Here is an 18,824-nt window from a genome sequence, read left to right as displayed (position 1 = left end):
GTCGTGCGATGGCGGGTTTCCGCCTGTCATCGCGCGGCTGGTTTGCACAGATGCGCCATGGCCACGGCGGGCACCGAACCCGGCACGGGCGCGGCATACCCGGGAATCTTGACGATCTTCTCGTTGGCCACCTTGGTGAATTTCGCGTCCGCGTAATAGCGGTTCTCCTTCACGGCCACGGTCCCCTCGGTGCAGCGCACCGCCACCAGGGTGCGTGAACCGAACCATTCCCCACCCGCCACCTTCGCGGGCTTGGTGAACGGCACGCGCAGCGTCGCGGTGATCTCCTGCGGAGTGCGCTTCACGGTGCGTGTTTCGAGCAGCACCGGATTGCCGCCGGAAATGGTGCCGATCTGCGGGAACGAGGCGGTTTGTGACGCGAGCCGCGACGGAGTGCCAAGCGCGAGCGCGGCCACGAAGCCGGGGAGTACGACAGCAGGGACGATACGCATCGGAGATCCGGGCCGGAGCGGGATGATTGTCGGCGTCTGGTGTGAGCGATACGATATGCGACATGCCCACTGAAATGCTACCCGATCCTCACCGGGCAGGCGAGGCATCGTTCGTGCCTCCCGCCGTGTCTTCGTCACCCGTGAGCCCGCTGCCCCGGCTCGATGCATCGGCCGCCGATTTCGAGGCACTGCGGGCGCTGCTCGCCGCGCACGAATACGACGTCGCGCCGATCTGTGCGCGCACCGAGAGTCCGGCCATCTACGATTTCCGCATGCGCAAGCATGCGCGGCACGATGCCGTTCCGGAGAGGGGACTCGATATCCTGATCGGACTCTTCCTCGACTGTTATTCGCTGCCGGTGAGCGAGGTGGAGCGTCTGGTGGGCCCGGGCAGCAGCGCGCTGCTCATGCGTCTGGGATTGGCGGTGGAGCTCGATGGCCAACTGACGGGCACCGTACTGCTCTATCCCAATGAGGGGATCTACATGATCTCCGACCGTCCAGGATTCTCGGGCACGGGACTTCTGCTGTTCGAGAGCACGACGGACCTGGTCTATCCGGCCATCACGAACTCCGGGCGCACCTTCCTCTCCACGATGCCCTTCGTTCCCGGGCAGCGATTTCTCGAGCTCTGCTCGGGAACCGGTGTGGCCGCCCTGATGGCCGCACGGAGCGGGGCGGCACAGGCATGGGCCGTGGACATCACCGCGCGTTCCACGCATTTCGCGGCCTTCAATGCGCTCCTGAACGGACTGCCCAACGTGAGCGCTCTGCAGGGTGACCTGTTCGCGCCGGTGGAAGGGGAGCAGTTCGACTGCATCGTGGCGCATCCGCCCTACGTACCGGCGGCCACGACCGAGGTGATCTATCGGGATGGCGGAGAGGACGGCGAGCAGATCACGCGGGCGATCCTCGGGCGTGTGGCGGAGTTTCTCGCGCCCGGCGGCATCTTCCATTGCACGTGCATCATCTCCGCGCGGCCTGAGGCGCCGGCCTCACTGCGCGTCCGGGAGATGCTGGGAGCCGCTGGTGATGCGTTCGACATGGTGCTGCTTGGCAACGGGGCCACGGATCTCGCCACGCACTTCACCAAGCAGCTGCTCAAGGCCACCGACGACAAGGTACCGGACATCGTATCGCAGTTGCGGTACTTCCAGGAACTCGCCGTGCAGCGCGTCGAGTTCTGCACGATCATCCTTCGCCGGCACGATGGCCGGCGCAAGGGCGGAACGATCGCCGTGCAGCGTGATGGACAGACGCGCTGGGCGGAAGCGGAATGGCTGCTGCGGCTGCAGGCATTGTTGGGAATGGGGGAGCACGGTCTGGACCGTCTGCTGAATGCACGACCCCGCCTGTCACCTCTGGCGCAGTTCTCGCTGACGTATGGCGTCGATCCAGACGCCGAGGAACGCTGGGTGCCGCAGGAAGGCGAAGTGACCGTGACGTATCCGTTTCCCGGACGGGTACCGGTAAACGCCGGTGATGCGGCGTTCCTCGCGTCCTGTACCGGCGAGCGGACATTCGCCGAGCTGCTGCGCGAGATTCAGGAGGAAGGAGGCATCCCCGCCGATCTCGATCCACGGCAGTTCATGCGCACCATGGTGCCTCTGGTCGCCGAGGGCGTGCTGGAAACGGATCTCCTGCCATTCCCCCGCCACTCCACCTCTTCGTGATGTGATCATGAATCTCTCCCGCCCCGTTCTCGCCCGCGCGCGTTTCCGGCGCCGTGTGTGGTTTTCCCTCTGTTCCGCGGCGCTGGCGGCCGGCGCCCTTGGCGTGACCGCTTTGCCGGTGGCGGCCCAGTCGATCGGTGCGCCGGAAGAGCAGCAGGCCGTCATGGCCGTGGTGCGGCGTCTGTTCGACGGCATGCGCGCCGCCGATTCGTCGATGGTGCGGTCGGTGTTCGACCCTCGGCTGCGCATGATCACGGCGGCAACGCGCAACGGCGCGCCCGTGGTGACGATCGAACAGGGTGCCGACGGGTTCGTGAAATCGGTGGGTACGCCTCGTCCCGACAAGATCGACGAGCGCATCCGCAACGAGCGGGTGCACATCGACGGCACACTGGCGTCGGTGTGGGTGGACTATGGCCTCTTCATCGGACCGAAGTTCTCCCACTGCGGCATCGACCACTTTCTGCTCGTCAGGAACGACGGCGCGTGGAAGATTCTCGAGATTGCCGATACCCGCCGCACCACCGGCTGCGAGCAGTGGACGCGATGAACGTCAGCGCGACGTGCCGGCCGTGACGATGGCCAGTACGTCGCGCGCGAGGGCGGTGTAGTCTCGATCGAAATGATGGTCGCCATCCCGCTTGATCAGATGGATGCGCTTCGCGTCGAGTTCCGGACACACCGTATCCCCTTCGGTGGTGCCATAGACACACACCACCGGCGCATTGACGATGCGTTCGATGTACGGCTTCACCAGGATGTCGGTGGGCCGGTTGACGGTGCGCACCAGATCCATGAGGTGAAATTCGAAACTGGCCGTGTGCTCCATGCCGAGCAGCACCACACCCTCCACCCTGGTGCGCAGATCGGCCGGCAACTGCTCCGCCAGCATGGCGGCAAACCCCGCGCCGCGGGAGTATCCCACCAACAGAATGCGATCGCGTTGCCAGCGTGCCATGTAGTGGCGGAGCAGCGCCGCACTGTCGTACGTGAGTGAATCGGGGGTGCGGGTGGCAGAGGTGAGCCAGGCGCGGGAGTTGATGCCGGCCACCGCCACACCCTGCTTCACGAACTCCTTCGATACCCCGTCGACGAGCTCCTTCCAGCCACCGTCGCCACTCCAGAAGAGCGCCAGCGTGCGCCCCGTGGGACTGGGGAGTTCCGTCAGCGGATAACGCCTGAGCTGTGCGGATGTGAGCTCCTGGGCCTGGAGGGAGCGGGCAGGAAACACCCCGAGACAGCCGACACAACAGAAGAGCGCCATCGCGGGCAGCAGCGGCGTGACCGTGGCCTTTCGTTCGAGACTGCCCCAGCCCACGAGACGACCGCGGGCCGCGGCGGCGATGGAGCGCAGCACCACCGCGTACATCACCTGACGATAGGCAAAACGCTGCAACGGCACGAGCCAGGCCAGCCGGCGATCTTCATCGGGTTCCATGAACAGGGCGATCAGAGCCGACACCACTTCGGTGAGCACGAAGAGCAGGTAGAATGTGAGGATATGCTGCATGTCGGTACGCGCATACGTGGCGCCATGTTCCCGCCACACCACCATCACGCGCACGAGGCTGAAAAGGAACAGCAGATCGGCGAGTGGCGAGAGGGCGGTGAATGCCAGCTGGAACAGCCAGGTGTTGGGCATCGCGATCAGGCCCAGCGTGCCGAAGCGTGGCCGGAGCAGGGTGTCGCGATGCTTCCAGGCACATTGCAGCGTCCCGAAGGCCCAGCGGAAGCGCTGACGGGCCAGCGCACGCAGTGTGTCGGGCGCCTCGGTCCAGGCCACCGCGCGGTCGGCATACGCGATACGCCATCCGCGACGTCGCAGCGTGATGGTGAGGTCCTGGTCTTCGGCGAGGGTGTCATGGGTGAAACCACCGGCTTCCCGCACGGCCGAGGCACGCCAGGCTCCGATGGCGCCGGGCACCACGGTGATGGCATCGAGATCGGCGAAAGCCCGTCGGTCGAGATTCTGGCTGGTGATGTACTCGATGGCCTGCCAGCGGGTCACGAGGTTGAGCCGATTCCCCACCTTGGCGTTGCCGGCCACGGCGCCCACCACCGGATCACGCAACGGTTGCACGAGCTGCGCGATGGCGTCGGGGGCAAACACGGTATCCGCATCGAGTCCCACCAGAATCTCCCCACGTGCCCGTGCGATACCGAGATCGAGCGCCGAAGCCTTTCCCCCGTTGACCTTGGTCAGGACGAGGACCTGTTCGTTGCCGGCGAACGTGTTGCGTGCGATGGCATAGGTGTCGTCGGGCGATCCATCGTCCACCACGATCACCTCGAGCGGGCCGGCGTATTGCTGTTGCAGCAGACTGTTCACCGTGGCGACGATGACGGCCTGCTCCTTGTACGCCGGGACGATGACACTCACCGACGGTGCGTAGAGGTCGGTTTCCGTCACGCCGTGCATCGCCGGCGCCGTCCGGGCCGAGCGCAGGCGCTGCCGCACCGCGAGTCCGGTCAACAGCACGAGACGCACGACGCCCAGCGACACCGCCACGCCCATGATCGTCACAATGGACCACTCCAGCGCGCCCAGAGCGCTGTACCCTCCGAGGGCGAGCCACCGACGATTGGCCGCATCCGCCGAGAGGGGGGGCATGAACGCATGCGCTGGCGCATCCACGAGCGATTCGAGTGAAACGATGGTGTCACCGCGGGCCCGCAGGCTGTCGATCAGTTGACCGATGGCAGCGACGGTCTGCGATCGATCGCCCCCGCCATCGTGCAGCAGGACGACATTGCCGCGCGCGCGTTGTGCCAGCGTCCGATCGATGATGGCCCGTACACCCGGGCGCTGCCAGTCGTCGGTGTCGATGTGCACACCGGTGGTGACATACCCGAGCGACGTGGCGGCTTCCACCGGCACGAGTTCGTCGATGGTGCTCGGTTCGGCGTCACCAAAATACGGAGGACGGAACAGCATGGTGTGACGCCCCACCGCGGCTTCGAGCAGACGGGCCGTGGCGTCGAGCTCGAGGCGCGTCACGAAGGGCGACACCCGCGAGAGATCGGGGTGCGAGAAGGTGTGACTGCCGAGTGTGTGTCCTTCGGCGGCAATGCGGCGGGTGAGGGCCAGATGCTGCTGCACCTGATCCCCGATGACGAAGAAGGTGGCCGGAGCATGCCGCGAACGCAGCGTGTCGAGCAGCATGGGCGTCCAGGTGCCATCCGGTCCGTCGTCGAACGTGAGGGCCACACGATGCGGATGACTGGCGCCGGCGCGTTCCACCGTCCATGAGGTGGGCAGCGTGAGCAGACGCTCGTCGGTCAGGAGACCACTCGTGGAATCGTACTGCAGACGGCGCTCGCCGGCGGTGGGATGTGCGGTGACCCGCAGCAATTCACCGTCACCCTGCATTTCCACGCCGTACCCTGGCGGCAGTTCGGCCAGTTCGTTCCAGGCACCGGGGTCGGTGCGGCGTCCAAACACGCGCCAGAGCGCGGGATCCTCGGCACCCAGTCTCCACACGGCTTCACCGGCCACCCCCAGCGACGATGCCGCGTGCATGGCATTCCAGCTCGTGACCGCATCGAGGTACCAGAGTACGTGATCGGTGGAATCGGCATCGGTCCACTGGATCACCGGTTGCATGGCGTCGGGATTCCATTGCGGCAGCACACGATGGGTCCGTGCCGAGGCCAGCGCCTCGGCGTAGGTCATGGCGGAGGCCTGGGTGGACGGCACGGCATCGTTCCACTCGTAGCCGAATGCGCCGAACGCCAGCAGCAGGTGATCGGCGGGAACCACGGTGAGCAGACGCCGCGCCCCTTCCTCGTACCACGACTGCGCGGCCACCGGACCCGGATCATCCCGGCTGCTGTGCTGATCGTACAGCATGGCGATGGTCATGTCGCTGGGCCGACTCCACCGCCGTACGGTGCGGACATCGGCGTCGGCCGCGACGGTGACCGCAACGATCGCGTGCAGGGGATGCAGTGTCCGACGCAGTTCACGCAGCAGTGACGACACGCCCCGCTCGGCCGACGCCGGAACCATTTCGAAATCGATGACAATTCCGGCGAGCTGATACCGCTGCACCATGGCGACGACATCATGCACGAATGTCGCGCGTGTGGCGGGTGTGGCCACGAGTGCAGCCACCCGCGCGCCGGAGAACGAAGCGCCGCCGCTGTCGACATTGGTGATCATCGTGAGCAAACGCGGCCGACGATCCGCGGGCTGCCGGGCGAGGAGATCGATGACCCGTTGATCGGGGCGCATCTGCAGTGTGAGATCCCTGGTGCGCAGAAAGCCCCATTCCGCGATCACCCAGTCGAGTTGCTGTACATGACGGGACAGCGACTGCCAGGCATCGTCGTCCCAGTTGACGTAGAAGCCGGCGTGAATGGGCGTGGCCCGATTGATGGGCCGTCCGGCGCGCGGCGTACGCGGAAGACTCGTCCGATCGTTCGGGAGACGTGCGGCACCGGATGGTTGTGCATTGGCAGGTTGTGCAGTGGCAGGCTGAACGGTCGCCAGCAACCGGGTGCGGGCACGGGTGTGCCGACGCCACTGCAGGCGGTCCCGCCACGAATGACCGTGCAGGCTGTCCGCCGGTGCGGAATGGCCGTTGCCGACGGCATATTGCCAGTCGGGGAGCACGGGCGGCACGAGAATGCCCAACCCCAGATAGAGCACGCCGATCGCAGCCAGTGCACCGCAGATCATTCCAGCCTGACGCAACCGGCGCCACCGCCGACCGGAGGGATCGAGGAAGACGGGCTGGATCGGCGTGGCGGTGTCGGACATGAGGACCTCTCGGAAATCACGGAGGCGGCGGATGAAGCGCCACCGGGTTTCTCGAAAGAAAAGCCGTCGTGCCTGACAGACAGCTAACATGCATGATCTGTTTCTGTCATGGTGGCGTCAGCCACAGGGGACACATTGCACGCCATGCCCACCGGAATCGCATGACCCTCGACGATCGCGAGCATACAGAGGACACGGAGCGCGCAGCCTGGCGGGCCTGGGCTCCCCCCGTTGCCATTCTGCTGCTGCTCGGCCTCGCGCTGCATGTGATGCACCGCGAACTGGCGAGCACGGGCTATGCGCATCTGCGGGCATCGCTCCAGAACATTCCGGGAGACGCCCTGCAGCGCGCCTCGGCGCTCACGGCACTCTCGTATCTGCTGTTGTGTGGCTACGATCTGCTCGCACTGCGGTATGTCGGCACATCGCTGGGTGTACTGCGTGCGGTCCGGACGTCGCTGCTGGCCTACACTCTCAGTCAGACGCTGGGGTTCGCCCTGTTCACCGGCGGCGCCGTGCGTGTGCGCTTCTGGAGCATGTGGGGACTCTCCACGCAGCAGATCGCGCAGGCCGCGGGTTTTGTCAGCGCCACGTTCGTGGTGGGTGTACTGGCCGTGTGCGGTCTTGCACTCACGTTCGAGACGCAGGCCATGCTGGGTGTGTTGGGATTGCCCGTGCTTCTGGCCCGTGCACTCGGTGTGCTGCTGCTCGGACTGGTGATCGGGTATGTGGGATGGGCAGTGTTCCGTGCCACCAGGCCGCTGGTCTGGCGATCGTGGACGATTCCCGTTCCGCCGGTGAGGCTGGCGTTGTCGCAGGTGGTGCTGGCCCTGCTCGACTGGGGGGTGGCAGGACTGGTGTTGTATCAGTTGCTGCCCGCGGGACATGCGTTGCCGCCGTTGGCCTTTCTCGGTGTCTTCGTGCTCGCGCAGTTCGTGGCGGTGGCCAGTCATGTTCCCGGAGGCCTCGGGGTCTTCGAGTCGATCATGCTGGTGGCGCTGCGCGGCATGGCACCACCGGCTGAACTGCTCGCCGTGCTCGTGGCGTATCGCGTCGTGTACTACTTCGTGCCCTTCGCGATCGGCCTGGTGACACTCGCCATCATCGAAGTGCGCCAGCACAGCGCGCGGGTGCCGGAACTGCTCGACACGGTGTCATCGACCGCCGCCAGCGTGATCGGCGGAGCCACCCGTGTGGCGGTGGTATTGCAGCCGCTGCTGCCGACGGTGGTGGGACTCAGCACGTTCGTGGGCGGCGCGCTGCTGCTCTTCTCCGGTGCGACACCCGCGGCCCATGGTCGCGTCCGTGCGCTCACAGCCGTCCTGCCACTCGGTCTGGTGGAACTCAGCCACTTCGCGGCCAGCCTGGCCGGCGTGGGGCTTCTGGTCCTGGGGGCCGCGCTGCGTCGGCGTCTCGACGCGGCGTGGGGCGCCACCGTGGCCGTGCTGACCCTCGGTATAGCCACATCGCTGCTCAAGGGGCTGGACTGGGAGGAAGCCGCGGCACTGGGCGTGGTGCTGCTGGCCGTCGTGGCATCGCGTCGGGCGTTCTATCGCCCCACGACCCTCACCGCGGATTTTCTGACACCGGGATGGATGGTGGCGGTGATCGGTGTGGTGGGGGCGAGTATCTGGCTGGGGTTCTTCGCCTATCGGCGGGTCGACTTCTCCAACGATCTGTGGTGGGAATTCGCCGTGCGCGGCAACGCGCCGCGTTTTCTCAGGGCGAGTGCCGGAGTGATCGTGGCCATGCTCACGGTGGGGCTGTGGCGTCTCTTCCGTCCGGCCATTCATCAGCCGGCGCTTCCCACCGATGACGAACTCGCGCGTGCCTATGCGGTCATCCAGAAGGTGCCCGAAAGCACGGCATCACTCGCGCTGCTGGGTGACAAGGCACTGATCTTCTCCGACGACGCCGATGCGTTCGTGATGTACGGCGTGTCGGGACGCAGCTGGATCTCGATGGGCGATCCGGTGGGACATGGAGCGAAACAACTGGAAGTGGCGTGGCGATTCCGCGAAGAGGCCGATGCCCGCGGCGCCTGGCCGGTGTTCTACCAGGTGACGCCACCGCGATTGCCATTGTACATCGACCTGGGTCTCACGTTGCTCAAGCTGGGTGAAGAGGCCGTGGTGCCGCTCACGCATTTCTCCCTCGACGGCGGTGAGCGCAAGTGGATGCGGCGCGTGCTCAAGGACGCGGAAAAAGGCGGCCTGGAGTTCGTGATGGTGCCGGCCGCGGAGGTTCCACCGTTGTTGCCGGAATTGCGTCGCATCTCCGACGAGTGGCTTGGCGAGAAGACCGGGCGCGAAAAGGGGTTTTCCCTCGGACGTTTCGACGAACGGTATCTGCGGCATTTTCCGACCGCACTCATCCGCGAGCATCACCCCGACGGGACCCGCATCGTGGCTTTCGCCAACGTCTGGACCGGCGTGGCGGGCGGCGAGGTCTCTCCCGATCTCATGCGGCGCACGGCCGATGCTCCCCGGGGGACGATGGACCTGCTGTTCGTGCAGTTGCTGCTGTGGGGACAGGCGCACGGCTATCGGGCGGCCAACCTGGGCATGACGCCACTGGCGGGGCTGGTGGATCCGGCGCTCGCGCGTCCCGAGCTGGCTCCGTTGTGGGCGCGCGCCGGGACCTTTCTCTACGGCCGAGGCGAGTCGCTGTACAATTTCCAGGGACTCCGGGCATTCAAGGAAAAATTCTCACCCGTGTGGGAGCCGCGATATCTGGCGTCGCCGGGAGGGATCGCCCTGCCGCGTGTCCTGGCCAACGTGGCCACGCTCATTGCTGGCGGTGTGAGCGGGATCGTGCGGAAGTAGACGGCGACCCACCATCCGGCAATGCTCAGCACCACTCCCAGCCGCATTCCGCAGTGTCCTGCACACGACCCGGCGAGCCGACCGGGGGTTGCTCCCCGATCGACTCGCCGCTGTCGGGGCCGCGCTGCCCCGTGCCCTGTGAAAACCGTTGGGGGGTTACTTCTTGACCGGCTTCGCGGGCGCGTGCTTGGTGCTGTCGTGGCTCGGCTTGGCCGCTGTCGAGGCCGGGGCACCGGCAGGTGCCGGTGTGGTCGCGGCGGCGGGCGCCGTGGCCGGCTTGGTCGGCGCGGCAGCGTGCTTGGTGGAATCGTGCGCGGCCTTGGCGCCGGCCGCCGGCTTGGCGGGCTGGTCATGCTTCGCGGCCGGCTGCTGGGCGCCGGCAACGGTGGCAAAGGCAAGGGCGACGAGGGAAGCAGTAGCGCGGGCGATGGACATATACTCTCCAGAAGTCTGTGGCGATTCCACGGGGGACACCGGTCAACCGGCCGGGCTCCGCAGAGGACGCGAGAACAAACTGTCGCCGTCAACCTGAACGGCAGTTAACGATTTTCCAGAGATTTCCGGCCCCGCGCCGATTTCAATCCGACCCACTCCGATCCATGCGTATCCTGCTCGCGGAAGACGATACCCGGCTTCACGATCTGCTCGCCCGGGCGCTCCGGGAGCGCGCCTTTGCCGTGGACGTGGTGGTCGACGGGGAAGCCGCGATCATCGAGGCGGCGGTGAACGACTACGACGTCATCATTCTCGATGTGACGATGCCGCGCCGTTCGGGGATCGATGTGTGCGCGGAGCTGCGACGCCGCGGCAAACGCACACCCATTCTGATGCTCACCGCACGGGATGCGCTGGGCGATCGGGTGGCCGGGCTCGACGCGGGCGCCGACGACTATCTCGTCAAACCGTTCGAGCTGGATGAATTGCTCGCGCGTCTGCGGGCCATCATGCGTCGAGGCCCGGTGCTGCAGGACGAGCGCATCGTGGTGGGGGATCTCGTGGTGGACACCCGCGCGCAACAGGCCACGCGGGCCGGTGTGCCGCTCGATCTCACGACACGGGAGTACACACTGCTGGCCTATCTGGCGCGCCACGCGGGACGCGTGGTGGGGCGGGCGGAGCTCACCGAGCATGTCTGGGATGCCAATCACGATCCCGCGTCGAACGCATTGGAAGTGTACATCGGCCGGGTGCGGAAGAAGATCGAGAGTGTGAATGGCGCACCATTGCTGCACACCCGGCGCGGTGCCGGTTATCTGCTGTCCGCCGACGTCGCGGAATGAGCAGCCCATGACCGCGCCGCCGCAGGGGTCGCCCGGGAGGTCGTCCCATGTCTCCGCGAATGTGTCTGCACACGTGTCCTCCCATGGGTCCTCACATGGGTCGCTCACCCGGCGATCGATCCGTACACGTCTGACCTTGTGGTACACGGCGGCGTTGGGGATCCTGCTGGTGATCACCGGCAGTCTCACCTACGCGGTGCTCAAGCGCGTGACGCGCGCCGACAGCGATGCCTATCTCACCGATACGGCCGATGCGGTCGCCTCGTCACTGCAACTCGCGCTGGCCAACGTACCGCCGGCGTGGGCGTCCGATTCGCTCGCGCCACGCTGGGCGGCCGATCGCACTCTCGAGAATCACCGGTTCCGCGATATCGGGGTGGCCATCTTCCAGTCCCGTCCGGGCGGCGTGGACGGTCCACGTCTGCATCTGCTGGCCGTGGATACGACCTCGAGTGCGACGCGGTATTTCGGTGGCGCGGCCGGCTGGCAACGGGCAAGCACCTCGGCGGTGCGGGCGCTGGCGCTGATGGATACCGATGTGGTCACGCTCGAGCCGCATCGGGAACGGGTGGTGTCGATCCCGGTGTCCACGAGACGCGGCCTCTTCGTGGTCTCGGTGAGTCAATCGCTGGCGGCGCGCGATGCGCTGTTCACACGACTGCGCGAAACGATGTGGGTGGGGTTCCCGATCGCGCTGGTGCTGGCCATGGCCGGCGGTCTGGGGTTGGCGGCGGCCAGTCTGCGTCCGGTGGATGCCATGCGGGCGCAGGCGGAGCAGATCACGGCGAGCAATCTGCACCAACGTTTGCCGGTGCCGCCCGCCGACGATGAACTCTCGCGGTTGTCCCGCACATTCAATGCTTTGCTGGATCGTGTCGAGGATGCCTTCGCACAACGTCGGCGCTTCACGGCCGACGCCTCGCACGAATTGCGCACGCCGGTGGCCATCGTGATCGGCGAGAGTGAGCTCGCGCTGAGCAGCGACCGGTCACCCGAGCAGTACCGGGCGGCGTTGCGCATCATTCATGGCGAGGCACGCCGGTTGGCGTCCATCGTCGGCGATCTGTTCCTGCTGGCACGACGCGACGCGGCCGAACAGACCATCGCTCCCCAGCCGCTGTTTCTCGAGGAGCTGGTGGGAGACTGCGTGGATGCGATCGGCAGTATCGCACGCGAGAAGCAGATCACGCTCGAATTCCTGCCGGTGAGTGAGGTGCCCACGGTCGGCGACGATGCCATGTTGCGCCGCGTGGTCATGAACCTGCTGGACAACGCGATCAAATACACGCCGACCGGCGGCCGGGTACGCGCGGAGGCCGAGCCGCGACCGGGTGGTGGTGCCATGGTGCGGGTGACCGACACCGGCAAAGGCATCGCGCCGGAACATCAGGCGCGGATCTTCGAGCGTTTCTATCGTGTGCAGCACACGACCGATCGCTCGGGGCTTCCCGATGCGTCTGGTGCGGGACTCGGTCTGCCCATCGCCGCCTGGATCGCGCAGGCCCACGGTGGCGCGTTGCGGCTCGTGCGCAGCGATGCCACGGGCAGTGTGTTCGAGTTCACGCTGCCGGGACGGGAGCTGCAACAGCGGACTGCCTGACGCCGCATTCGTGGTCCCTCATACGCCTGTCATGCAAAAGCCCGCCGGACCGGAGTCCAGCGGGCTTCGCGGAGGGCGACGTGCCCTCGATCGAGCGTGGATGATGCTTCGATCAGCGACCGCAGGTGGGCATGGTCGGATCGGGGCCCGCAATCGCCGGTTTGTCGGGGCGGTTGGCGATGGCGGTCATGACTTCATGGATGAAACGACCCAGTCGTGCGGAGTGGTCGTAGTCGATGTACTGCGGTTCGTCGGTGTGCTGGTGGTAGTCGATCGCGTAGCCGAGTGACATGTACACCGTGGGAATGTCCTTCCGCACGTAGTTCACCTGGTCGCTGCGGCAGAAGCGATTCAGCGGGTTGGCGGGCACGTCCCAGCTCTTGTCGATCGCCATCGGTTCCTTGCTGTTGGCATTGACCGAGTCAATCATGTCCCCGAACTCGCGCGAGAGCCGGCGCGCGCCGAGCATCTGCACGGAGTTGGGGCCGCCGTACTTCACCTGCCAGTTCCGTCCCTTGCCCACCATGTCCATGTTGTGGGCCGCCACGACCTTATCGAGCGGGATGGTGGGATGATCGGTGAACCACCGTGAGCCCAACAGCCCACCTTCCTCGCCCTGATGCGAGACGAAGATGATGGAGCGCTTCGGCTTCTCCTTCGCGAACTTCTCGGCGATCTCGAGCAGCACGACGGTGCCGGACCCATCGTCGTCGGCGCCGTTCATGATGGAGTCGCGACGCGGCGCGCGGATGCTGCGTGCGTGCGCGATGAGCGAATCGATCTTCTTCTGTTGCGCGGGCGTGGGCGTGCACACGGGATCGTTCGCGCCCTGTCGACGCACCACCATGTTGTACGCGCGCACGGAGTCGTGATCGACCACCACCGGGTTCACCCCCACGTGGTCGTTGTGCGCGCCCAGGAGCACGTATTCGGAGGCCAGCGTCGGATCGGAGCCCGGCAGGACCGCCACAACATTGCGCGCCGGCGTGGGCGAAATGCGCCAGCGATGCTGCCACGACGCGCTCACCGGCTGTCCGGTGGTGCCCACGGCGACCTGTTCGATGGGCTTGCCGAAGAGCTGTTCCGCGACCGCCCGGGAGATGGAGGCGCCGGCCGGCGCGGACGCATTGAGCGGTGACGCCGGACGCATGCCCATCGGCTGGGCGAAGGCCGCGTTGATGGCCGTCGGTTGCATGTCGTCGAGACCGACCACGAGCACGGCGGCGGCGCCGACGGCTTCGGCCCGGGCGTCACGCACGGCCGTAGCAAAAGGCGGACGGCGTGTAGCGGCCGCCGCAGCGGTCGGGTTGGCGCGCTGACGGGCTTCCTCGGCGATGGCGGCGTTGGCCCCGAACTTGTCCGGCACATCGGCGCAGCTGACGAAGCTGGCGGGCGCCCCGCTGCTGGCCGCCACGGCGCGCATGGCGGGTGAGGCCGTGAAGACCAGTACCTTGCCCCGCATGGCCGCCGCATCGAGCATCACGGAGGTGTCACCCCATTGACCGGCGAACACCGCAGGCACGTTCTGAATGGACACCGACGATCCCACTCCATTGGCCGCGGTGGGCACGGTGGGGATCCACTGCGTCCGCCTGGCGAGCGCACGTCCGCCGACAGTCAGCGTGGCGCTGGTGCTGTCGATCCCGATGGGGCCGAATGGCAGCGTCTGGAAGAAGCCGCCGCTGTCGCCGGCCGGCTTGAGACCCATGCGCCGGAATTCCCGCGCGATGTATTCGGTGCCCTTGTAGTTCCCCAGCTCACCGATGCGTCGACCCGCCATGGAGTCGTCCGCGAATTGATAGAGGCGGGTGCGCAGGTCGTTGGCCGTGATGGCCGATTCGGTGGGGCGGGGCGCCCACTTGAGCGGACCTTCGTCCGACCAGACGGGGCGAACGGACGGGGAACCGGCGCCCTTGGAGGGCACCGCCTTGGCTGGAGCCGGCCGATTCTGCGCATGCAGGGTCTGCATGGGCGCGGCACCAGCGGCGGTCAGCAGCACCGCCGCCAGAAGAACTCGGGACACAGGGATCACCGGATGGAAATGACGTGAGGCCGCGGACGTGCGTCGTCCGCCATCCCTGAAATTACGCGAGGCAACGGCCCGCTGCTGGTGTCACGGCCCGGGCCGCGCCGTGATGGGCGGCCTCGTTTGTCGTCCCGCGGGACGACCGACGGTATAGCTTGCGGCATGCTTCACCTGTGGTCGTCCGCCAGTTATGCCATCGCGCTCCCGGAGGGGCATCGCTTCCCCATGGCGAAGTACCAGTTGCTGCGCGAAGCCGTGCTGGGCGCGGGGCTGGTGCCACCCGAGCGTCTGCACGATCCCGGTCGGGCGGCCGACGTCGATCTGCTGCGGGTGCATACGCCGGAGTACGTGACGAGCATCCGTGACGGCACACTCTCGCCCGCGGCCCAGCGCCGTATCGGGCTGCCGTGGAGTCCGTCCTTCGTGGAACGGGCCTTTCGTGTGGTGCAGGGCACCATCGAGGCCAGTGAGGCGGCGCTGGTGCATGGACTCACGATGAATCTCGCGGGCGGCACCCATCACGCCTTCCCGGGTCATGGCGAAGGGTTCTGCACATTCAACGACGTGGCCGTGGCGGTGCGGCGTCTCCAGGCGCGTGGGCTGGTGGAGCGTGTGGCGATCGTGGATCTCGATGTGCATCAGGGCAACGGCACGCATGCCTGCTTCGCGGACGATGCACGCGTGTACACGTTCAGCATGCACGGCGCGAAGAATTTTCCGTTTCACAAAGTGCCGGGGCGTCTCGACGTGGAACTCGACGACGGAACGGACGATGCGACCTATCTCGTCCTGCTCGAGCGGTATCTGCCGATCGTGTTGCGTGAGGCCCGACCGGATCTGGTGGTGTATCTCGCCGGTGCCGATCCGCACGAGGGCGACCGCCTGGGTCGTCTCGCCCTCACCTTCGAAGGGCTGGTGGCCCGCGACCGCCTGGTGATCGCGAGTTGCCGGGAGGTGGGGCTGCCGGTGTGTGTCACCATGTCCGGTGGGTATGGACGGCAGATCGCAGACACGGTCACCGCGCACACCAATACGGTCCGGGTGTTGTGCGCCTACGACGGGGCGTTCGCGCATGCGTGAATAGTGCGCGCGATATGGTGCGCGATATGGTGCGCCTGAAAAATCGCGTGTCCGAGCGTGAAATCGCCCCGCCGGAGAGGTATCTTTCACGGATTCCCCCGTCCACTGGAGCATCCCTGCATGACCCGTTCATTGCCCGCCGTGTTTCTGCTGGGGCTGCTGAGTGTCGCCCCATTTGCCACCGCCCCTGCCCAGGCGGCCGCCAACGGTCCGCTGCTGACCGGGGTGCAGAAGTCGACGGTGCACGACTATCGCGCGGTGAAGGTGGCGGACGGATTCGTGAACCCGTGGGCGATCGCGTTTCTGCCGTCGGGTGACATGCTGGTGACGGAACGACCGGGGCGTCTGCGCATCGTGCGACGCGGGGCCCTGCTTCCCAAGCCGGTGGCGGGTGTGCCGGAGGTGGTGGCCGCGGGACAGGGTGGCCTGCTCGACGTGGTGCTGCATCCGAATTTCGCGCAGAACCATTTTGTCTACCTCACCTACAGCAAGGCGGTGCCGGGCGGCTCCACCACGGCGCTGTATCGGGCGCGTTTCGAGAACGATGCGCTGGTGGACGGCAAGGACATCTTCGTGGCGGAAACCCGCGGTCGTCCCGGTCATTTCGGGTCGCGTGTGGCGTTCGACAAGAACGGGCATCTGTTCATGAGCGTGGGTGAGCGCCAGGCGCCGCCTGAAGGCGATCTCACCAAGCATCCCGCGCAGGATCTGAGCAATCATCACGGCAAGATTCTTCGCCTGATGGACGATGGCCGTGTGCCGCCGGACAATCCGTTCGTCAATCAGGCGGGCGCGAAGCCGGAGATCTGGAGCTACGGACATCGCAATCCGCAGGGACTGATCGTGCATCCGACCACGGGTGACGTGTGGGAGACGGAGCACGGTCCGCAGGGCGGCGACGAACTCAATCTCATTCTGCCCGGCAAGAACTACGGCTGGCCGGTGGTGGGATTCGGCGTGAACTACGGCGCCGGCAAGGCCATTCACGCGGGAACGATGGCACCGGGCATGGAGAACGCGAAGAACGTCTGGGTGCCATCCATCGCGACCTCGGGGTTGCTGCTCTACACGGGCACACGGTTCCCGGAATGGCGGAACAGCCTGTTCGTGGGTGGACTGGCCGGCCAGAAGCTGGTGCGGGTGACGCTCGACGGGCAGCGTGCGGAGGTGGCGGACAATCTCATGAAGAACCAGGGGCGCATCCGCGACGTGCGGCAGGGACCGGATGGGCTGATCTATCTGGCCATCGACGATCAGGGTGGACAGCCTACGCCGATCGTGAGGCTCGAGCCGGTGGTGCGGAAGTAGCGGCTGACCGCGACGGACAACGAACGAGAGCGGGCTCCCTGTGTGGGAGCCCGTTTGCATTTCGAGAGGCTTTGGGGATCGTTCGGTTTGACGAACGATGGATTTGTCGGCAGCGTGCGGCATGACCTCACGCACCCCGGAATCACATGATGCGGCAACCGATGCGGCAACCGATGCGCCGGTTGAGGCGCCTGTTGATGCCGCGCTCGATGATCTCGTCGATGCCGTGCAGCAGGCCTACCCTTCACTCTGGTTCGCCTGTCATGTGGAGCATCGCACGCGTGGTGAGCCCCATCCGACCGGCCTCACCGATCGTGAAGCCACCATCCTGGCGCATATCGCGTCCGATGGCACCGCGCCCGCACCGCTGGCCGCGCACCTTGGCATGGCCAAGTCGTCGCTCAGTGCCCATATCGCGCGACTCGAACAGCTCGGCTACCTGCGGAGCGATGCGACCGACGTCGATGCACGCCGTCGTCTCCTCGTGCTGACACCCGAAGGGCGGGCGGCGCGGCGCAGTGCGTCGCCTCTGCACGCGGATCGTATTGCCGGGGTGCTGGCCCAACTCGATGAGGCGGATCGTGCACAGGCCGTGCAGGGGCTCGCGCTGCTGGCGCGTGCCGCGCAGCAGTTCATGACTCAGGCCCGGATGTCTGCCGCCGGGGAGGCGCGATGAAGACGTTGTGGTTGGTGAGCGGAGCGGTGGCCGGGAGCATCGTGTTGCTCGGGGTGTCGACCTGGATGGTCGGTACGCGCTTGCCGGAAGCCCACACGGCGACCGTATCGGCCGAACTGACGGCTGCGCCCGACGTCGTCGCCTCGCGTATCCGTGACATCGCGCGTCACGCCGAATGGCGCCCTGACGTCACCCGTATCGAGTTGGTGCCTGACGTGGAGGGCGTAGCGCACGACGCAGCACAAGTCGACGCGCGGGGGGGCGTACGCTACGTGGAACACGGCAGCAACGGCCGTATCCCGTTTGTTTTCCGGGAGGAGGTTCCGGGGCGCGTCTTCACCAGTACGATCGACACCGATACGTTGCCGTTCGGCGGAGTCTGGACGATCACCCTGGAACCGCTCGACGATGTCCGCACGCGCGTGACCATTCGTGAGGATGGTGTGGTGCGATCACCGCTCTTCCGCACCATCAGTCGCTACGTGATGGGGCACACGCACAGCATCGAGGCGTACCTGCGGGCGCTCACTGCCAGCTTCTCCGCCTGACCCGCGGACCGTGCCGGCGGGGAGCGCCCGGGCCGTACGCTCGGGGGCTCAGAGTGGCGGCGGCTCCATGCCCATCGCCGCCCAATCCTCGCGGGCCGGTCCGTAGATGCCGGGCACGCGCAGCCCCGCCTGGCGCATGAGCACCGTCATCTGTCCACGATGGTGAGCCTGGTGCGTGATCACCACGTTGAGGGTCTGCGCTTTGGTCCACGTCATGCCGTACATGTCGTTTTCCGTGGTCAGCGAGGCATCGCTCCACTTGCTGGCGATCTCGGCGAGCAGCGATGCCGAGGCGGCTTTGTAGGCGCTGGCGATGGCGGCGGCCGACGTGGGGGTGGGGTCATGTTCGCCCGGTCCGCTCACGGCCAGTCCGGTCTTGTTCGTCATCTCGGGGACCGTCTGCGTGATGTGCCACGCCAACTGACCCAGCGTGCGGCCGCCGGCATCGTCGATGCGCTGCGCGAGAGACGCGTCGGTGAGGGCCTCGAGGATATGCTGCGTCTGCTCCGATTCAAACGCCCACTGCGTACGGAATTCGTCAAGCGTGTGATACATGAAGAGAGGGTGTGCAGGTTGAAGAATGAACGGACGGGA

General features: G+C 66.5%; 14 protein-coding genes. 9 read left to right on the top strand and 5 right to left on the bottom strand.

Translation table 11 applies throughout. The annotated features are described in order from the left end of the window. Window positions 1-26: 26 nt before the first annotated feature. A complete protein-coding gene (locus WG208_RS04090) occupies window positions 27-452 on the bottom strand; it encodes a hypothetical protein (protein ID WP_337170057.1) in 426 nt (141 codons plus the stop codon). Between the two features lie 125 nt (window positions 453-577). Here WG208_RS04090 and WG208_RS04085 point away from each other — a divergent pair, with 125 nt between their 5' ends. Then, window positions 578-2,125: a methyltransferase gene (locus WG208_RS04085; protein WP_337170056.1), complete on the top strand. Its 1,548-nt coding sequence runs from the start codon at window positions 578-580 to the stop codon at window positions 2,123-2,125. A 7-nt stretch (window positions 2,126-2,132) separates the two neighbouring features. Next, entirely contained in the window at window positions 2,133-2,675 is a 543-nt protein-coding gene (locus tag WG208_RS04080) for a nuclear transport factor 2 family protein (RefSeq protein WP_337170055.1), read from the top strand. 3 nt (window positions 2,676-2,678) lie between these two features. Here the strand turns inward: WG208_RS04080 and WG208_RS04075 are convergent, their stop codons facing one another. Continuing rightward, window positions 2,679-6,887, bottom strand: coding sequence for an AcvB/VirJ family lysyl-phosphatidylglycerol hydrolase (locus WG208_RS04075; protein ID WP_337170054.1), 4,209 nt, complete (start codon window positions 6,885-6,887; stop codon window positions 2,679-2,681). Window positions 6,888-7,048: 161 nt separating this feature from the next. Between WG208_RS04075 and mprF the strand changes: the two genes are divergently transcribed. Continuing rightward, window positions 7,049-9,712, top strand: coding sequence for a bifunctional lysylphosphatidylglycerol flippase/synthetase MprF (gene mprF, locus WG208_RS04070; protein ID WP_337170053.1), 2,664 nt, complete (start codon window positions 7,049-7,051; stop codon window positions 9,710-9,712). A 156-nt stretch (window positions 9,713-9,868) separates the two neighbouring features. Here the strand turns inward: mprF and WG208_RS04065 are convergent, their stop codons facing one another. Beyond that, window positions 9,869-10,177, bottom strand: coding sequence for a hypothetical protein (locus WG208_RS04065; RefSeq protein WP_337170052.1), 309 nt, complete (start codon window positions 10,175-10,177; stop codon window positions 9,869-9,871). A gap of 134 nt (window positions 10,178-10,311) precedes the next feature. On the opposite strand from WG208_RS04065, the gene WG208_RS04060 reads away from it, so the two are divergent. Both WG208_RS04060 and WG208_RS04055 read left to right on the top strand, forming a co-directional pair. Further along, window positions 10,312-10,992 carry a response regulator transcription factor gene (locus WG208_RS04060; RefSeq protein WP_337170051.1) on the top strand — a complete coding sequence of 227 codons (681 nt, stop codon included), beginning with the start codon at window positions 10,312-10,314 and terminating at the stop codon, window positions 10,990-10,992. Window positions 10,993-11,128: 136 nt separating this feature from the next. After that, window positions 11,129-12,592 carry an ATP-binding protein gene (locus WG208_RS04055; protein ID WP_337170050.1) on the top strand — a complete coding sequence of 488 codons (1,464 nt, stop codon included), beginning with the start codon at window positions 11,129-11,131 and terminating at the stop codon, window positions 12,590-12,592. A 112-nt stretch (window positions 12,593-12,704) separates the two neighbouring features. Here the strand turns inward: WG208_RS04055 and WG208_RS04050 are convergent, their stop codons facing one another. After that, a complete protein-coding gene (locus tag WG208_RS04050) occupies window positions 12,705-14,615 on the bottom strand; it encodes a M20/M25/M40 family metallo-hydrolase (protein ID WP_337170049.1) in 1,911 nt (636 codons plus the stop codon). Window positions 14,616-14,780: 165 nt separating this feature from the next. Here WG208_RS04050 and WG208_RS04045 point away from each other — a divergent pair, with 165 nt between their 5' ends. The 4 genes from WG208_RS04045 (at window position 14,781) to WG208_RS04030 (ending at window position 18,230) form a co-directional block, all read left to right on the top strand. After that, complete coding sequence (locus WG208_RS04045; protein ID WP_337170048.1) at window positions 14,781-15,698, top strand: histone deacetylase; 918 nt, start codon at window positions 14,781-14,783, stop codon at window positions 15,696-15,698. A gap of 120 nt (window positions 15,699-15,818) precedes the next feature. Continuing rightward, complete coding sequence (locus tag WG208_RS04040) at window positions 15,819-17,006, top strand: PQQ-dependent sugar dehydrogenase (RefSeq protein ID WP_337170047.1); 1,188 nt, start codon at window positions 15,819-15,821, stop codon at window positions 17,004-17,006. 121 nt (window positions 17,007-17,127) lie between these two features. Next, entirely contained in the window at window positions 17,128-17,682 is a 555-nt protein-coding gene (locus tag WG208_RS04035) for a MarR family winged helix-turn-helix transcriptional regulator (RefSeq protein WP_337170046.1), read from the top strand. Then, window positions 17,679-18,230 (top strand): SRPBCC family protein, encoded by a 552-nt coding sequence (locus WG208_RS04030; RefSeq protein ID WP_337170045.1) that lies wholly within the window; start codon window positions 17,679-17,681, stop codon window positions 18,228-18,230. Before WG208_RS04035 ends, WG208_RS04030 begins: the two co-directional genes overlap by 4 nt. 48 nt (window positions 18,231-18,278) lie before the next feature. Here the strand turns inward: WG208_RS04030 and WG208_RS04025 are convergent, their stop codons facing one another. Continuing rightward, window positions 18,279-18,785, bottom strand: a complete 507-nt coding sequence (locus tag WG208_RS04025; RefSeq protein WP_337170044.1) for a DinB family protein — start codon at window positions 18,783-18,785, stop codon at window positions 18,279-18,281. Window positions 18,786-18,824: the final 39 nt, after the last annotated feature.

This window comes from Gemmatimonas aurantiaca (assembly GCF_037190085.1).
GTDB classification, from domain to species: Bacteria; Gemmatimonadota; Gemmatimonadetes; order Gemmatimonadales; family Gemmatimonadaceae; genus Gemmatimonas; species Gemmatimonas aurantiaca_A.
This window is presented reverse-complemented; position numbering and strand designations above follow the sequence as displayed.